The organism is Luteibacter yeojuensis (genome assembly GCF_011742875.1).
GTDB classification, from domain to species: domain Bacteria; phylum Pseudomonadota; class Gammaproteobacteria; order Xanthomonadales; family Rhodanobacteraceae; genus Luteibacter; species Luteibacter yeojuensis.
Window position 1 is genome coordinate 236,025 of sequence record NZ_JAAQTL010000001.1, and the last position, 16,694, is coordinate 252,718.

13 protein-coding genes are annotated in these 16,694 nt (G+C 67.3%); 9 read left to right on the plus strand and 4 right to left on the minus strand.

What is annotated here, in order from left to right; all coding sequences use genetic code 11:
* The first annotated feature begins 58 nt into the window (after positions 1–58).
* The 6 genes from HBF32_RS01080 to HBF32_RS01105 all read left to right on the plus strand — a co-directional run bounded on the left by HBF32_RS01080 (position 59) and on the right by HBF32_RS01105 (position 9,624).
* Positions 59–1,948, plus strand: a complete 1,890-nt coding sequence (locus HBF32_RS01080; RefSeq protein ID WP_166700392.1) for an ATP-binding cassette domain-containing protein — start codon at positions 59–61, stop codon at positions 1,946–1,948.
* Positions 1,949–1,950: 2 nt separating this feature from the next.
* Entirely contained in the window at positions 1,951–2,907 is a 957-nt protein-coding gene (locus HBF32_RS01085) for a phosphoglycerate mutase (protein ID WP_166697791.1), read from the plus strand.
* Complete coding sequence (recJ, locus tag HBF32_RS01090; RefSeq protein ID WP_166697792.1) at positions 2,904–4,613, plus strand: single-stranded-DNA-specific exonuclease RecJ; 1,710 nt, start codon at positions 2,904–2,906, stop codon at positions 4,611–4,613. The genes HBF32_RS01085 and recJ overlap by 4 nt, the downstream gene beginning before the upstream one ends.
* A gap of 122 nt (positions 4,614–4,735) precedes the next feature.
* The gene (locus HBF32_RS01095) at positions 4,736–5,191 is read left to right on the plus strand and encodes a hypothetical protein (protein ID WP_166697793.1); all 456 of its coding nucleotides are present in this window, start codon (positions 4,736–4,738) and stop codon (positions 5,189–5,191) included.
* Positions 5,192–5,352: 161 nt separating this feature from the next.
* Positions 5,353–8,289, plus strand: coding sequence for a dermonecrotic toxin domain-containing protein (locus tag HBF32_RS01100; protein WP_166697794.1), 2,937 nt, complete (start codon positions 5,353–5,355; stop codon positions 8,287–8,289).
* Positions 8,290–8,367: 78 nt separating this feature from the next.
* Positions 8,368–9,624: an MFS transporter gene (locus HBF32_RS01105; protein ID WP_166697795.1), complete on the plus strand. Its 1,257-nt coding sequence runs from the start codon at positions 8,368–8,370 to the stop codon at positions 9,622–9,624.
* Here the strand turns inward: HBF32_RS01105 and HBF32_RS01110 are convergent.
* Genes HBF32_RS01110 through HBF32_RS01120 form a run of 3 tightly spaced genes read right to left on the minus strand, consistent with a single transcriptional unit; the run spans position 9,599 to position 11,959 of the window.
* On the minus strand, positions 9,599–10,486 hold the full coding sequence (locus HBF32_RS01110) for a LysR family transcriptional regulator (RefSeq protein WP_166697796.1): 888 nt from the start codon (positions 10,484–10,486) through the stop codon (positions 9,599–9,601). The genes HBF32_RS01105 and HBF32_RS01110 overlap by 26 nt on opposite strands.
* A gap of 4 nt (positions 10,487–10,490) precedes the next feature.
* Complete coding sequence (locus HBF32_RS01115; RefSeq protein WP_166697797.1) at positions 10,491–11,357, minus strand: acyl-CoA thioesterase; 867 nt, start codon at positions 11,355–11,357, stop codon at positions 10,491–10,493.
* A gap of 47 nt (positions 11,358–11,404) precedes the next feature.
* Positions 11,405–11,959 carry an N-acetylmuramoyl-L-alanine amidase gene (locus HBF32_RS01120; RefSeq protein ID WP_166697798.1) on the minus strand — a complete coding sequence of 185 codons (555 nt, stop codon included), beginning with the start codon at positions 11,957–11,959 and terminating at the stop codon, positions 11,405–11,407.
* A gap of 45 nt (positions 11,960–12,004) precedes the next feature.
* On the opposite strand from HBF32_RS01120, the gene HBF32_RS01125 reads away from it, so the two are divergent.
* The 3 genes from HBF32_RS01125 to HBF32_RS01135 all read left to right on the plus strand — a co-directional run bounded on the left by HBF32_RS01125 (position 12,005) and on the right by HBF32_RS01135 (position 15,161).
* Positions 12,005–12,523, plus strand: a complete 519-nt coding sequence (locus HBF32_RS01125; protein ID WP_166697799.1) for an alpha/beta hydrolase — start codon at positions 12,005–12,007, stop codon at positions 12,521–12,523.
* On the plus strand, positions 12,520–14,664 hold the full coding sequence (rlmKL, locus tag HBF32_RS01130; protein WP_166697800.1) for a bifunctional 23S rRNA (guanine(2069)-N(7))-methyltransferase RlmK/23S rRNA (guanine(2445)-N(2))-methyltransferase RlmL: 2,145 nt from the start codon (positions 12,520–12,522) through the stop codon (positions 14,662–14,664). Before HBF32_RS01125 ends, rlmKL begins: the two co-directional genes overlap by 4 nt.
* Before the next feature lie 77 nt (positions 14,665–14,741).
* Positions 14,742–15,161 carry a hypothetical protein gene (locus tag HBF32_RS01135; protein WP_166697801.1) on the plus strand — a complete coding sequence of 140 codons (420 nt, stop codon included), beginning with the start codon at positions 14,742–14,744 and terminating at the stop codon, positions 15,159–15,161.
* A gap of 84 nt (positions 15,162–15,245) precedes the next feature.
* Here HBF32_RS01135 and pdxR read toward each other — a convergent pair whose 3' ends face one another.
* A complete protein-coding gene (gene pdxR / locus HBF32_RS01140) occupies positions 15,246–16,676 on the minus strand; it encodes a MocR-like pyridoxine biosynthesis transcription factor PdxR (RefSeq protein WP_166697802.1) in 1,431 nt (476 codons plus the stop codon).
* Between the last annotated feature and the right edge of the window lie 18 nt (positions 16,677–16,694).

Here is a 16,694-nt window from a genome sequence, read left to right on the forward strand (position 1 = left end):
GGACGGCAAGGCCGTAGACCGCTATCATGCGCAGTCGTCTTTCGCCCGCGTGCCCGCCATGATCTCGTTCCGCAATCTCGCCCTGCGCCGGGGCAGCCGCACCCTCCTGTCGCGGATGGACCTCACCATCCAGACCGGCTGGAGCCTCGGCGTCATCGGCCGCAACGGTTGCGGCAAGTCCACGCTGTTCGCCGCCCTGAAGGGCGAGCTGGAGCCGGAGGTGGGCGACCTCGACATGCCGTCGAAGGTGCGCCAGGCCTCGGTCGCGCAGGAAACTCCCGCCTTGCCCGATCCGGCGATCGACTATGTCCTCGGCGGCGACGTCGAGGTGGCCGCCGCGCTGAAGGCCGAGGCGGATGCGCTGGAAGCGGGCGACCTGGAAGCCGTGGCCGCCGCGCACCTGCGTATCGAGGAAGTCAGCGGATACGACGCCCGTGCCCGGGCGGGGCGGCTCATGCATGGGCTCGGCTTCGCGCCGGAGACGCACGAGCAGCCGGTGGCGTCGTTCTCGGGCGGCTGGCGCGTGCGCCTCAACCTGGCCCGTGCGCTGATGGCACCGTCGGACCTGCTGCTCCTCGACGAGCCCACCAATCACCTCGACCTCGATGCCGTGCTCTGGCTGGAAGAATGGCTGCGCCGTTACCAGGGGACGCTGCTGATCATCTCGCACGACCGCGAATTCCTCGATGGCGTGATCTCGCACACGCTGCACCTGCACGACGGTACGGCGAAGCTCTATACCGGCAACTACACCGCCTTCGAGCGGCAACGCGCCGAGCACCTGCGCCAGCAGCAGATCGCGCACGAGCGCGAGCAGACCGAGCGTGCGCACCTGCAATCCTTCATCGACCGCTTCAAGGCGAAGGCCAGCAAGGCCAAGCAGGCGCAGTCGCGTATGAAGCGCCTGGAAAAGATGGCCGGCACCGAAGCCGTGCGCGCCGAGCGGTCCTTCAGCTTTTCGTTCCCCGCCCCGGAGCGTCTGCCCACATCGATGCTCCAGCTCGATCATGTCGACGCGGGTTACGGCGATCACGTCGTCCTGCGCGACGTCGCCTTCGGCCTCGAGGCGGGCGACCGCATCGGCCTGCTCGGCCCCAACGGCGCCGGCAAATCCACGATGGTGAAATCCCTCGTCGGTGAACTCGCGCCCCTGCGCGGCGAGCGCGGGTTCCACAAGGACACGCGCATCGGCTACTTCGCCCAGCACACGGTCGAAAGCCTGCGCGAGGGTGCCAGTCCGTTCGACCACCTGCAGGAAAAGGCGCCGAATACCGGCGCGCAGGTGTTGCGCGATTACCTCGGCACCTGGAATTTTCCCGCCGAGCGGGCTTTCGAGCCGGTCGACGCGTTCTCGGGCGGCGAGCGCGCGCGCCTTGCGCTGGCGCTGATCGCCTGGGACAAGCCCAACCTCCTGCTGCTCGACGAACCGACCAACCATCTGGACCTGGATATGCGCGAGGCACTGGCCGACGCTCTCGCGGCGTTCGACGGTGCGTTGGTGCTCGTCTCGCACGATCGCCACCTCCTCGGCATGGTCTGCGACGAGTTCTGGCGTGTGGCCGATGGCAAGGTGGAACCGTTCGATGGCGACCTCGACGATTACGCGAAGTGGCTGCGCAGCCGCGCCACGACGCGCAAGACGGCGGCGGTAGCCTCCGCGCCGGCCGATGCGCCGGTGCAGGAATCCGCGAAGGAGCGCCGCCGGTCGAGCGCCGGGGAGCGGGAGAAGGAAAAGCCGCTGCGCGCCCGGGTGAAGAAGATCGAATCGCTCATCGAAAACATGGACAAGGAACTCGTGGCGATCGAGGGCAAACTCGCCGATCCCGCGGTTTACGACGGCCCGACGGCGGAACTCATGAAGCTCGGCCAGCGCCAGGCGGAACTGCGCGGCGAGAAGGAAAACCTCGAGCTGGAATGGCTTGGGATTCTTGAGCAGATCGAGGCCTGAGCGTGGGCACGCTCCTTCATGTGCTGCTGCCGGGTCGCGAAAAGCTGGCCGGCGTCCCAGGGTTTTCCGAATGGCTCGCACGCGGCAGCACGGTCCCTGCGTCCAGGCCGGGTTACCTCCTGGCGCTCGCCGAGCACTTTCGCTGGCCGCACGGCCCGTTGCCCGCCGCCGCGCTGATTCGCCAGTCCGTGGCGGGGGACGCCGGCGACGCGCTCTGGCTTTCGGTGGACCCGGCATGGGTGCAGCCCGAACTCAACGGCGCGCGCCTGCTCGCCTGTGGGAACCTCGGGCTGAGCGTGGACGACGCGCAGGGTCTCGTGGCCGCGCTGGCCGGCACGTTCGAGGCGGAAAGCATGGAACTCCGCGTCGGCGACGCGCAGCACTGGCAGTTGCGTCTGCCGCCCTATGTCGAGCTTCCGCCGTTTCCCGAGCCCGAGGAAGCCCTCGGCGCCGACCTTTTCGAGCAACTGCCGAAGGGTGGCGAAGGACGCCGCTGGCGCGCGCTGATCAACGAGGCGCAGGTGGTGCTGCACAACCATCCGGTAAACCGCAAGCGCGCCGCAGAGGGGCTGCCGCCGGTGAACAGCGTGTGGTTGTGGGGGCCGGGCACGCTGCCCGATTGGGTCGAAAGCGGGCTGACCCGCATCTATAGCGACGATCTGCTCGCGTGGGCCCTGGCTCACCGCGCCAACGTCGATATCCAGCCGCGTAGCGCCTTTGTGGGAGCCGCTTCAGCGGCGATGGGTGCTCGAGGCAACCTGGCCATCGCCGCTGAAGCGGCTCCCACATTTGGGCTGCTAGACCTTCAGGACGTTCAGCCATCGGTCTTCGCGCGCGAATGGTGGCCCGCCATCGAAGCCCGGCTGCTCGCGGGCACCGAGGTGCGCCTCGCTTTTGCCGACGGCACGCGCACGGTCCTGCGCAAGCGGCATCGCCTGCGCTTCTGGCGCAAGGCATGAGCAAGGTCTGGCGCCAGCGCGTCGTCGGCGTCGCGCCGAGCGGCTGGCCCGCCCACGTGCATCCGGTGATCCAGCGCGTGTACGCCGCGCGCGGCGTCTATACGCCGGACGGCGCGGAGCATCGCCTGGCCCGCATGCTGGCGCCCGCGTTGCTCGGTGGCATGGATCGCGCCGTGGCCCTGCTGATGCGCGCGATCCTGGACGACCGCCGCATCGTGATCGCCGGCGACTACGACTGCGACGGCGCCACGGGCACAGCGGTGGCCGAGCGCGGCCTGCGTCTGCTCGGCGCACGCCAGGTCAGCCATGTGGTACCGAACCGCTTCGTCCACGGCTACGGCCTCAGCGAGGCCCTGGTGGCTTCGCTCGATCCGGCGCCGGACCTCATCGTCACCGTCGACAACGGCGTGGCGAGCGTCGCCGGCGTCGCGGCCGCGAAGGCACGCGGCATCGGCGTGCTCGTCACCGACCACCATCTGCCTGGCGACGTCCTGCCCGATGCGGACGCGATCGTGAACCCCAATCTCGCCGGCGACGGGTTCCCGAGCAAGGCGCTGGCCGGTGTGGGCGTGATGTTCTACCTGCTGCTGGGCCTGCGCGCGGCCATGCGCGATGCGGGACATTTCCCGGATGGCGAACCCGACCTGGGGTCGCTGCTCGATCTGGTCGCCCTCGGCACGGTCGCCGACCTCGTGCCGCTGGACTTCAACAACCGCGTGCTGGTCGAAGCCGGCCTGAAGCGCATGCGCGCGGGAAAGGCTTGCGCGGGCATCGCTGCGCTCGTCGAAGCGAGCGGCCGTTCGCTGTCCACCGTCGGCGCCACGGACCTCGCCTTCGCCATCGGTCCGCGCCTCAACGCGGCAGGCCGGCTGGAGGACATGTCCCTCGGCGTCGCCTGCCTGCTCACCGACGATGCCGGTCTCGCGCGGCGTTACGCCGAGCAGCTTTCCGCCATCAACCACGAACGCCGCGAGATGCAGGCGGGCATGGTGGAGGAGGCCGAGGCGATGGTCGCGCGTGCGGCTCACGTCGACGCGGTGGGCGTGGCGTTGTTCGATCCAGGCTGGCACGCGGGCATCGTCGGGCTGGTCGCATCGAAGCTGAAGGAGAAGCTGCATCGTCCGGTGCTGGCGTTCGCCCCCGCGGGCGACGAGACCGACGAACTGCGTGGCTCCGCGCGCTCGATTCCCGGCTTCCATATTCGCGACGCGCTCGCCACGATCGATGCGCGACATCCCGGTCTCATCCTGCGTTTCGGCGGCCATGCGATGGCCGCAGGCCTGAGCTTGCGGGCTGCCGACTTCGAACGTTTCGCGATTGCCTTCGACGAGGCGGCGCGAAGGCAACTCGACGACGACCGCCTGCAGGCGGTCGTCCAGACCGACGGTGAACTCGACTACCGCGACCACACGCTCGACCTGGCGAGGCAGCTTCGCTTCGCGGGACCATGGGGGCAGGGCTTTCCGCCGCCGGTCTTCGAGGCGCGCTTCGAATGCGCGTCCTGGAAACCCATGGGCAGTCGCCACCTGCGCCTGCAACTGCGTCATGCGCAGGGCGGCGCGCCCCTGGATGCGGTGATGTTCAACGCCTTCGACGGCACACCGCCGCCATCGCGCATGCGCGTCGCCTACGAGCTTTCGGTTAACGACTGGCAGGGCAGGGAGAGCCTCCGCCTCCTGCTGGTCCATATGGAAGCCGTCTCCTGAACGCGTTCAAGCCAGGGCACGTCGCTGTCTTGAGGTGCCGACGGATCGGCGGCGACGAGGAGTTTGACGTCGTCGCGACGCCACAGGCGTAGGCTTGACGGGCGTTCAATGGAGGCCCGGCCATGAAAACCGTCGTCCTTGCCCTGATCCTGGGCCTGCCTGTCACCCCGCAGGCCACGCCGCCTCCCGGCGTTCACCGCGAAGCCGCGCCCGCCCGGGAGCCCATGAAACGCTTCTCGTGGCGCGACGAGGCGGCGGGCTACACCTTCGTGGCACCGCCGCGCTGGGCGGGCAAGGTTCGCGCCGAACCATTGAAATCCGAGGAGCTCGCGACATCCGGCGCGACCGGTGGCGTGCGATTCCTGGAAGGGTCGAAGACCCTGCTCGTGTTGTTGTCGACGGACGAGACGCGGCTGCAGGCGCTCACGCGTACGGGCGCATCGGAACTGTCGCGGAAGGGTGATCACGTCGTGGCGGTGAAGATGGCGTCCGACGTGGGCGAACTTGCCTTGACCAACGAAGAACTGGCGTCCGCCATTCAATGGGATGATGGAGCGAAGGGCACCGCCGAGCGTTGACGCCGGGCCTGTGTCGATGGTGACCTGACACGTCGCGTCGGGCGCGGCGCACGTCGCCATGTGTCGAGCGCGGGGCATATTTGGTCTCGTGGCGACAGCGTGCCCGCAGGGAGGCGAGCTACCGTGACGGCTTCTTCGCCGAACGGACAACGGGACGATATATGCACGACTTGCCTTCCATGGTGCGACGCGGGCTCGCGGCAGCTTTGTTTGCGACTGCGCCTTCACTGCCCGTCGGCGCGACGACGCAGACGAGCATGCTCGCGCAGGATGACCACAACACGCAGGTCAATGCGGTAAAGCCGGTGACGACATCCGGCAGCGACCCGGTTCCCGTCGAACCTGCGTCGTCATTCGACACACCCGCGATGCTGACGTCCCCCGCTTTCGCGCCCCTGTTCGTCACGCCGGAAGAAGCCCAGGCTTATTGGGATATGCTCGTTCGGAGCTACGGATGGTCGCCCCCCGATCCGAGAAGCGTGGCGGGGTCATTCATCAAGGAGCGGCTTGGCATCGATGGCGACGAGTACGTCGTCGCTCACTTCGCGACGACGCAGAAACGCATGGAGGGCAGTGCGGACAAGGTCATCGTGCTTACCGATGCGCTCATGAACGCGTTTCCCGAGCACTCGAGGCACACCTTTTTCGGCGCGTTCTCGGACGCCGTGGATGGCTTGAACACGGGCGGCGCGAAGAGTCCCACGGCGCTCGGGTTCCTCGGAAGCCTCTTCACCTGCGCGAATGCCGGAGAGTGCTTCTCGAGGACCGGCAGGTTCCTCTGGAGCAGGACGGGGCCGGGGTATATCTACAACACCTTCGTTGGCGAGGGGAACGTCGTCGATACCTTACGCGAGGATGCGCGCCCTCTCGACCTGGCCTTCGGCATCTATCCGAAATCCTCCACGTTCCTCCCGGAACACTGCAGCACTTTGTTGCTGTCGCAGGTCCTGGCCAAGTTCAAGGAAGAGGGGCCTTTTTCCGAACTCCCCTATATCCGGCGTCTGCAAGCGGAATTCGACAGGTACTGGGAAACGGCGAAGACCGAATGGCCACTCCTGGCCCGATATCAGTTCGTCCATGAGGCGCGGCGTGCGCTGGCCCGCGGCGTGCTCACGCAGAAACAGTACGAACTGGTCATGAAAGGTGGTGCGCCGCAGGTGCCATTGCATGGGCCGATTGCATTATCGCAATTGCGGAATACTCCCGCAGATATCTCCGTTGACGTCAGGCGCCTCGACGTCAACGGTTATGCAGCCAGCGACATACTCCGTTTTGTCGCGAAGGATTTCAGCGAGGTAGTGTACATCCCCGGCGCCCGGTCGCCCTTCGTCGCCTTCCGCAACGGACGCGTCCTTCGCGCGTGGGTAGTCCGGCAGGCGAGGAGCCGCGGAACGCTGGACGATCTGCTGTCGCATTTCTCGATCTACAACCTCCAGGACGGCACGTTCCGGACGGGCGTTGCGCAGGGATTGGCCCATCTTGCCGATGGGCGCTGGGCTCCCAACGGCCGGACGATCGACGCGAGGAATTTAAGGATCCGCGGCGACGTCTTCGAGGACATGCGGATTCAGGTCGAAGCACGACTGCGCGACGACGCACGCATGCGGACCAGCACGGCGTGGGACGCGTGGCGTACCACGCTCCAACGGACCGCTGCCGTGCTCGGTCCCGTGGGCTATGTGCCGCCATTGGCCATCCCCGTGCAGACGGGCAGCGCGCTCTTTGCGCTTGGTACGGGAATCGACGAGGGCATCAACGGAAGGACGACTGGCGAGAGGCGGAATGCCCTCGAGAATGCCGTCATGACGGTCATTACCAGTGTTGCCGCAGGCGGGGCCCTGGGCGACTTCGCCTCGGATTTGCCGGCGGCGAAGTCATCGCCATGGACTCTCGTGCCAGAGATCGAGGTCGTTCCTCCTTCCCCCTCCGTGAGTGCGATGTCGTCCGCCTCGGAGGGGGCCGGCCAGCTGACGACCGGCGGTGTGCCTTTGTCGCCTTCCTTGCGGACGACGCCTCTATCGGAGACGCCGCCCGCACCATCAACACCGACGCCGGTCAAACGGGTGTCCGCGCCAGTGCCACCGGATCCGGGTCAGGATTCGGGTCAGGATCCGGCTGAGACGCGGATCGCCCATTCGATGGGATCGATATCGTCCGATCGCCTGTCCTCGGCGGTACCCGGCATCCCGTCGCCGCCCGAGTCCAGCACGTCGGCAAGTGAAAGCATGCAAGTGCCGTCGACATCGGGGGGCGCCGGATTCCAGCCGCGCCGCGCCTTCAGTCCACAAGGCGTCGGCTTCAGGCAGCCGTTCAACCGGATCGCCGCGGAAAGACAGGCGGGCAGGCTCGGCTACCTTGTCCAGCGCGTGCCGACCGATGCCGCTGGGTGGGTCCGCAGGACGATCGATCTCAAGAAATCCGAGATCGACGAGGCGCGTTATCGCCTTGAAGATTTCAGGGCTGACTCGCTGACGACGAACCTGGCGGGGTACCAGCTTTCCTTCGATCATTCGCTCGTGTTTCGGGTGGATTCCCGCAGGCCGCGGGAGTTGTTGCGGGGCGAAGGGTTCGGGCGCTCCTCGGAGTTCAACGATCTGACGCCGATGCTCATGCAGCCCTCCACCATCGGCAGCGCGTCGCTGCGGGCGAGCAACCTGGTGTTCACCAGCTGGCAGGAAGGCTTTTCCTGCCTGCCGTGCCGGCCGAACTTCCATCAGTACGCGGTATGGACCGAGCGGCGTCCCGTGGCGACCGCATCCGACAATCACGATCCGCAGCTTTACGATTCGATCCTCGACGAGGTTCACTTTCCGGCCAATGTTTCGGCGGAGAACATCTACATCGTCGATTCGTTCGATCCGGCCTATGCGCGGGCACTGGCCGACATCTACCAGTCGCCGTACGTCTCGACGCCCTATGGCGTCCCCCTGGATGCCTTCGAGGAATACATCGCCGGCCGGCTGGATATCCGTGCCGCGAACAGGTTCACTGAACGGCGCTTGCCCGGTTCCCAGCGGTCGTCGCCATTGCCGTCGAACGGATCCCCCCCCACGCCCGCAACGATTCCGTCTTCCGACACGCCGGCAACCTTGCCCTAGACGATCATGCGTGAAACATATCGAAGATGACGTCCAGGCTTATCGATCCGACCCAATTCAGGGACTAGCCTTTCCGGCATGGTTCATTCCCTGGAGGTTCTTGTGGACGGCTCGTCGCCCGTCGCGCCGGCGGTTGTCGACCGGCGTATCCGGCATGGTACCGCCGCGTTCCGGCGTACCAACCTGGCATTGTTTTCGTCCGGTTTCGCCACCTTCGGACTGCTGTATTGCGTGCAGCCGCTCATGCCCGATTTTTCGCGCGCGTTCGGCGTGGACGCCGCGACCAGCAGTCTGTCACTGTCGCTCACCACGGGCGTCCTGGCGGTGGCCATGCTGTTCGCCGGGGCCATCTCCGACGCGTGGGGGCGGAAGCCCGTGATGCTGGCATCGCTCCTGGGTTCGTCGGTGCTGGTGCTGCTCACCGCCACGGTGCACGGTTGGTGGACGCTCCTGGTCCTGCGCACCTTGCTCGGTGTCACGCTGGCAGGCCTGCCCGCCGTGGCGATGACCTACCTGAGCGAGGAAGTCCATGGCGAATCGCTGGGTTTCGCCATGGGCCTGTACATCGGCGGTAACGCGATCGGCGGCATGGGCGGGCGGCTCATTTCCGGCTTCGCCGCCGACCACGGCTCCTGGCGGTTCGCCCTGGCACTGATCGGCATGCTGGGGCTGCTCGCAGCCGCCCTCGTCGCCAAGGGCCTGCCTCCGTCGCTGCACTTCGTGAAGCGCCGCGCGCATCCGCGGGCCTTGCTGTCGTCGTTCGGTTCGCTCTGGAAAGACAAAGGCCTGCCCTGGTTGTTCGCCGAAGGTTTCCTGTTGATGGGTGCCTTCGTCACCATCTACAACTACGTGTCGTTCCGCCTGCTGGCGCCGCCGTATTCCCTTTCGCAGTCGCACGTCGGCGCGATCTTCATGGTCTACCTTGTCGGCGTCGTCGGCTCCGCATGGATCGGGTCGATCGCGGACAGACTGGGGCGCCGTCGCGTACTTTGGGCGACACTGACGATCATGCTGGCGGGCGTGATACTCACGGCCAGTACGTCGTTGTGGGTGATCGTGGGCGGCATCGCCGTGCTCACTTTCGGCTTCTTCGGCGGGCATTCGATCGCGAGCAGTTGGGTGGGCAAGCGCGCGGCGTTCGCCCGAGCGCACGCCTCGTCGTTCTACCTGTTCTCGTACTACATGGGTTCGAGCGTCGCCGGCTCGCTGGGCGGACTGGCATGGACGCACGGGGGCTGGAATGGCGTGGTCTGCTACGCCGCCGCGCTGGTCGTCGCCGGCCTCGCGATCGCGCTGCGGCTGCGCGGGCTCACGCCTTCAGCATCAGCTTCGTGAAGGCCTTCACGAGCGGCGAATCGTCGTCGCGGCGGTGCGCGACGTAGAGCGCGCTCGCCGCGTCGGGCGAGGCGATGCCGACATAGGCTACGCCGTCCACCTGCACCTGGCGCAGGGAACGCGGAAGGATGGCGACGCCCATGCCGGCGGCGACGAGCCCGATCATGGTGGAGGATTCGCCGGCTTCCTGCGCGATGCGCGGCACGAAGCCGGCATTGCGGCACATGGTCAGCAACTGGTCGTGGATGCCGGTGCCCGCGGCACGGGTGAACACGATGAAGCTTTCTTCCGCCAGTTCCTCCATGTGGAGCGGGCGCTTGCGCCGGGCCAGCGGATGATCGGCGCGCAGCACGGCTACCAGTGGATCGTCGACCAGCTTGTGCGTGACGAGCGTGGGTGGAAGCGCGGTACCGCGCACCAGGCCAACCTGCTGGCGCCCATCGAGCAGGTATTCCAGTTGCTGCAGCGTGTTGCGCTCGAGCAGTTCGAGGCGCACGGCGGGATATGCTTCGCGGAACGCGCGTATCGCACGCGGGAAGCCCTCGCTCAGCGGGGTGCTACGGGTAAAGGCCACGCGCAATTCGCCGATCTCGCCGCGCTCGGCGCGACGCGCCATGTCGCCGGCATCGTCCACCTTCGCCACGATGTCCCTCGCCGCGTCGAGGTACACCTGTCCCGCGGCGGTGAGTGCGACACGGCGGTTGGTACGGCGCAGGAGGCGCACGCCGAGCGTGCTTTCGAGGTCGCGGATCTGCTGGCTGAGCGGGGGTTGGGAAATGCCCAGCCGTTCCGCGGCGCGACTGAAATGGAGCTCTTCGGCCACGGCGATGAAATAACGCAGGTGCCGGAGTTCGACGCTCATGGTTTCAGCCTGGGCGGACGCGGATCAGGCCTTCCTGCGCCGTGGACGCGACGAGGACGCCGTCGCGGGTGTAGATGGTGCCGCGCGCAAGGCCGCGCGAACCCTGCGAGGTGGGGCTGTCGAAGGAGTACAGCAGCCACTCGTCGATGCGGAACGGCCGGTGGAACCAGAGCGCGTGGTCCAGGCTCGCCATCTGCATGTTCCGCGTGAGATAGGAAATCCCGTGCGGCAGCGTGGCCGTGCCGATCAGGTGGAAATCGGACGCATAGGCCAGCAAGGCCTGATGCAGCGACAAAGTGTCCTCGATGGGCGCGGTGAGGCGGAACCATATGTGCTGGTAGGGCGGCCGCTTCGCCGGGCGCAGTTCGTCGCGCGGCCAGACATGGCGGAACTCGAACGGACCGTCGACACCGAGCCAGCGCTGCGTCTTCTCGGGCAGGCGGCCCAGCTGTTCGGCGGACACCGAGGGCATCGGCTCCACGTCTTCCGGTGCGGGGACCTCGGGCATGGAGATCTGGTGCTCGTAGCCGGTTTCCGGTTCCTGGAACGAGATGGAACTGTTGAGGATCGGCTGGCCGTGCTGGATCGCCACGACGCGGCGCGAGGAGAACGAACCGCCGTCGCGCGTGCGCTCGACGCTGTAGACGATGGGCGCGTCGATGTCGCCGGCGCGCAGGAAGTAGGCGTGCAGGGAATGCGCTTCGCGGCGCGGATCGACCGTGAGCTGCGCGGCCGACAGCGCCTGGCCGAGCACCTGGCCGCCGAAGACGAAGCGCGTGCCGATGTCGCGGCTCTGGCCGCGGAAGAAGTTGTCTTCCAGGCGTTCGAGTTCGAGCAGTTCGACGAGTTCGCCGACGTGGGTGTCCGACATGGTGTCCCTGGATGAGTGGTGGTGCCGAGGGCGGCAGTATACCGGGGCTACCCGGCGAGCCGGCCGAGCCGCCCCGCATCGTAGGCACGGGCCCAGGGAAACTGCGGGCCCGGATCCCGTTTGCGCGCTACCTCGTTCTCCGGATCGTCGCTGGACGGCACCATCGCCGTGTCGAGGTCCTCGTGGCCGGCGATGTGGCGCAGGGAGGGGAAACGTTCCACGAGGTGGTCGAGCAGGGCGCGCAGCCCTTCGATCTGCCGCTCGGGGTAAGGCTCGGTCATCGTCTGCCGCGCGGAGTGGAACCAGTCCGGGTAGCGGCCGGTATTCACCAGCTCGATGCCGATCGAGCGGGGGTTGTATCCGCGGGTGTGGTGAGCGACGCGCAGCGGATCGATGTAGCAGAGCACCGAACCGTCCCGGTCGATGTAGTAATGGCCGCTGTTGCCTGCGCCCGAATCGTAGAGCACGCGCTCGCCGTATTCGCGGGCCATGGCGAGGTCGGGCAGCTCGGTGCAGTGGATCACGACGAGGTCGATCTCGTCCGGCTTGCGGCCGGGCAGGAGCGATTCGTAGGGCAGGGGGGCGTCGAGGATGTCGATCATGCCGCTTTGATAACATAGGCGGTCATCCCGCGTACGGAGACCGCCATGCGCGGCCATATCATTCTTTCCCACGGTTCCGATTCCGGCCCCGACGCCACCAAGGTGAGCGCGCTCGCCGCCCTGGCCGAATCGCTCGGCTGGAGCACGGTGCGACCGGACTACCGCGAGGACGATGCCCGTGGCCACGCGGGTTCCATCGATCCCCGCCTGGCGCGGCTGTCGGCCGCCATCGCGGCCTCGCCGATGCCCCCCGTCCTCGTGGGCTCCAGCATGGGCGCCTTCGTTTCCGGCCTGGCCTCTCTGGACGCCCCCGTCGCCGGCCTGTTCCTGCTCGCGCTGCCGGCGCGCATCCCCGGTTACCCGCGGGCGTTCGCCGTCCGCCCCGATGTGCCCGCGTTCCTCGTCCACGGCTACGAGGATGACGTGTGCCCCCTGGACGAGGCGCTGGGCTTCGCCCGTCGCCACGCCATCCCCGCCCTCCTGGTGCGGGACGACCATCGCCTGGGCTCGACCCTGCCCGATATCGAGGCGGAGTTCCGCCGCTTCCTTGGCGGCCTGGCATGAGCGCCTTCTTCGCCACCTGCCCGAAAGGGCTGGAATACCTGCTGAAGGACGAACTGACCGCCCTCGGTGCCGGCGAGGTGCGCGAGGCGCTGGCCGGCGTATCGTTCACCGGCACCATGGATACGGCTTACCGGGCCTGCCTCTGGTCGCGCATGGCCAGTCGCGTGCTGCTGCCGCTGGCGGAGTTCGATGCCGCCGACCCGGAGGCGCTCTATGCCGGCGTACAGGGGATCGACTGGGCCGAGCACCTCGCGGCGCACGGCACGCTGGCCGTGGACGCCAACACCGCGCAGAGCAAGCTCACGCACAGCCAGTTCATCGCGCTGAAAACGAAGGACGGCATCGTCGACCAGTTCCGCGCCGCCAGCGGCGCGCGTCCCGATGTCGATCCCGAGGAGCCCGACCTGCGGGTGAACGTGCGCCTCCGCCGCGACCGGGCCACGGTGTCGATCGACCTGTCCGGTTCGCCCCTGCATCGCCGGGGCTGGCGCGAGCAGCAGGGCGAGGCGCCGCTGAAGGAAAACCTCGCCGCCGCCATGCTCGTCCGCGCGCAGTGGCCGCGCATCTATGCCGAAGGCGGCGCGCTGGTCGATCCGATGTGCGGCTCCGGCACGCTGCTGATCGAAGGCGCGCTCATGGCCGCCGACGTGGCGCCGGGCCTGCGCCGCGATTACTACGGCTTCCTCGGCTGGCTGAAGCACGACTACGCGCTCTGGCGCTCGATCTACGACGAGGCGAAGGCACGCGCCGACGAGGGTCTGCGTGCCCTGCGCCCCGTGTTCTTTGGCAGCGACTCCGATCCGCACATGGTGCAGACCGCCAAACGCAACGCGCAGAGCGCGGGTGTCGCGGGTTTCGTCCACCTCGACCGGCGCGACGCCGTTCATGTCGAGCCGCCGCCAGGGACGCCGCTGGGCCTCGTCATCACCAATCCGCCGTATGGCGAGCGCCTCGGCGACCGCGCCGAGCTGCCGCTGCTTTACCGCGACCTCGGCCAGGCGCTGAAAGACCGCTTCGCGGGCTGGCGCGCCGCCGTGCTGGCCGGCGACGAGGAACTGGGTCGGGCCCTGCGCCTCAGCCCGGACAAGCGCTACGCGCTGTACAACGGTGCCCTGGAAACCCCGCTGCTCACGTTCTCGCTGCGCGCCCGCGACGAGGCGCCGCGCGAGGCGAAGCCGCTTTCGGCCGGGGCGCAGATGCTGAAGAACCGGCTGGAGAAGAACGTCCGCCACTTGCGCAAGCGCCTGGCCCGCGAGGGCATCACCTGCTGGCGCGCCTACGACCAGGACCTTCCGGAATACGCCGCGGCCATCGACGTGTACGAAGACTGGCTGCACGTCCAGGAATACAAGGCCCCGCAGGATGTCCCGGCCGACGTTGCACGCATCCGCGTCCGCGAGATCGTGCGGGTGGCGGGGGAGGTCTTCGGGGTGCCGCGCGAGCGGATCGCGGTGAAGACCCGCGAACGCGGCAAGGGCGGCTCCAAGTACGGCCAGTTCGACCAGAGGGGAGAATTCGTGGAGGTCCACGAGGGCGGCCTGTCCTTCCTCATCAACCCCACCGATTACCTGGACACCGGCCTGTTCCTCGACCATCGCCTGGTGCGGGCACGGATTCGCGAACTCGCGGCAGGCAAGCACTTCCTGAACCTGTTCGCCTACACCGGCACCGCCAGCGTCTATGCGGCGGCCGGCGGCGCGCGGGACACCACCACGGTGGATCTTTCCGGTACTTACCTGGATTGGGCCTCGCGCAACCTCGCCCTGAACGGCTTCACCGGCAACCGCCACCGCCTGGTCCAGGAGGATGCGTTCACCTTCCTGCGCAATCGCTCCATGCAGTACGGGCTGATCTACGTGGATCCACCGACCTTCTCCAACTCGAAGAAGGCCGACGATTTCGACGTCCAGCGCGATCACGCCGAACTCCTGCTGCTCTGCGCGGAGCGCCTGCTGCCGGATGGGGTGATCGTCTTCTCGAACAACTTCCGCCGCTTCCAGCTTGATCGGGCGGCCCTGGAGCCCCATCTTTCCATCGAAGACTGGAGCGCACCGAGTATCCCGTTCGACTTTACCCGGCGCCACGACATCCACGGCTGCTGGCTGCTTCGGAAGCCGTTCGTGAATCCGTGGAAAACGTGAAGGAACGGTCGAGAAAACTTCAGTCCGGATTCAGCGCCGGAGCGCGAATCTGCGCTCGACACCTGGAGGTAACTGTCATGAAAGGTAAGTTCGTCAAGTCGGGTCTCGCCCTTGCCGCCGCAGGTCTGATGGCTTTCGCCCCGGGCGCGTTCGCGCGCGGCCACGGCTACTACGGCGGCTACCATGGCGGTTACCATGGTGGTTACCACGGCGGGTACGGCTATCACGGCGGCTACCACGGCGGTTACTACCGCGGTGGTCATTACGACCACGCCGGTCGCTGGATCGCCGGTGCGATCGTCGCTGGCGCGGTGGTCGGTCTCGTCGCCAATGCCACGGCGCCGCGCACCGTGGTCTACGATCGCCCGGTCTATTACAGCCGTCCGGCAACCGTCGTCTATGAGGACGCGCCGGTCGTCACCCGCCGCGTAACCACCACCACGACATACGTGGATGACGGTTATGGCACGCGTTACGTCCGTGACGACGGGTATTGATCCGTCGCTCGGGAACAGGAAGAAGAAGCCCGGCCCTCTGGCCGGGCTTTTTTGTGGTTGACCCCTCCTGACGACGGATAGGCGTCAGCGCCGCGCGTGGAGCGCGCCCGCGAGCCTGCGGATGCCTTCGCGGATATCGGCCGCGCTCATCTGCGAGTAGCCGAGGAGGAGCCCGGGTTTCCCCGGGCCCACGAAGTAACCCGACAGCGGATAGACGCCCACGTCGTTGGCGGCCGCGGTGTCGATGGCCCGCTCTTCGTCGAAGTCGCCGGCCGGCCATAACACGACGTGTGCGCCCGAAGCGGCGCCGGTCATTCGCATCGTGCCTCCAAAGGCGTCTTCGACCGCGTCGACGAGCGCGTCGCGGCGCAGGGAAAGGCTTCGGCGCACGCGGCGAAGGTAACGCTCGTAGGCTCCCGAACCGATGAATTCGGCAAGTACGCGCTGCTCGAGTCCCGCCGTATGCCGGTCGGCAAGCCACTTGGCCGTCGCGAAGGCATCGACGAGCGACTTCGGCACGATGAGGTAGCCGACGCGGAGCGCGGCGAAGATCGTGCGCGAGAACGTCCCGACATAGATGACCCGTCCGGCGGTATCCAGGCCCTGGAGGGATTGCAGTGGTTGCCCGTCGTAGCGGAACTCGCCATCGTAATCGTCCTCCACCACGACCGCATTGGATCGCCTGGCCCAGTCGAGGATCGCCAGCCGGCGCGGGATGGTCAGGACGGTTCCGGTCGGGAACTGGTGGGACGGCGTGAGGAAGAGCGCCCGCGCGGAGGAGGGCAGGTGCTCCGGATCGAGTCCCGCGTCGTCGACGTCCACGGCATGCAGGCGCGCGCCGGACATGGCGAGGACCGCGCGCGTGCCCTGGTAGTGCGGGTCCTCGATGGCGACCGTGTCGCCGGCGTCGACCAGCACGCGGACGATCAGGTCGATGGCCTGTTGGGATCCGCTGACGACCACGATCTGCGAAGGATCGCAGGCAACGCCTCGAGAGCGTGCCACGTGATCGCAGATGGCTTCCCGGAGCGCGAGGTTCCCTGCCGGTACGCCATAGTCCAGATCGCGAACCGACATCTTCCTCGCGTGCTTTGCCAGGAGTTGTCGCCACTGCGCGAATGGGAAGTCCGTCACGTCGCCCCGGCCATAGGCGAAATCGTACCGCCGGGGTCTTGCGACGGCGGCCGGAACGATGGCCGCGCTGGCTGCTTGGGCGCGCCTGCCATACGCCGAAAGGGCGATCGTTTCCTCGCGGCGATCGACAATCCGCGCAGCGATGCCAGGCAGCACGTATGTCCCCGAGCCGCGGCGGCTCCCGACATAACCTTCGGCCAGCAACTGCTCGAACGCGATCACGACGATGGTCCGCGAGACTCCCCATTGCTCGGCGAGGTCGCGCGTCGAAGGCAGTCGGTCGCCGGCGCGCAACCGGCCCGACAGGATCGCCTCGCGAAGGCCCTCGAAAATCTGGCGGCCGAGGGGGCCGTTGTCATCGAGTGGTATGGTCAGTTTCATAAAAATTGGAGCTTCTAT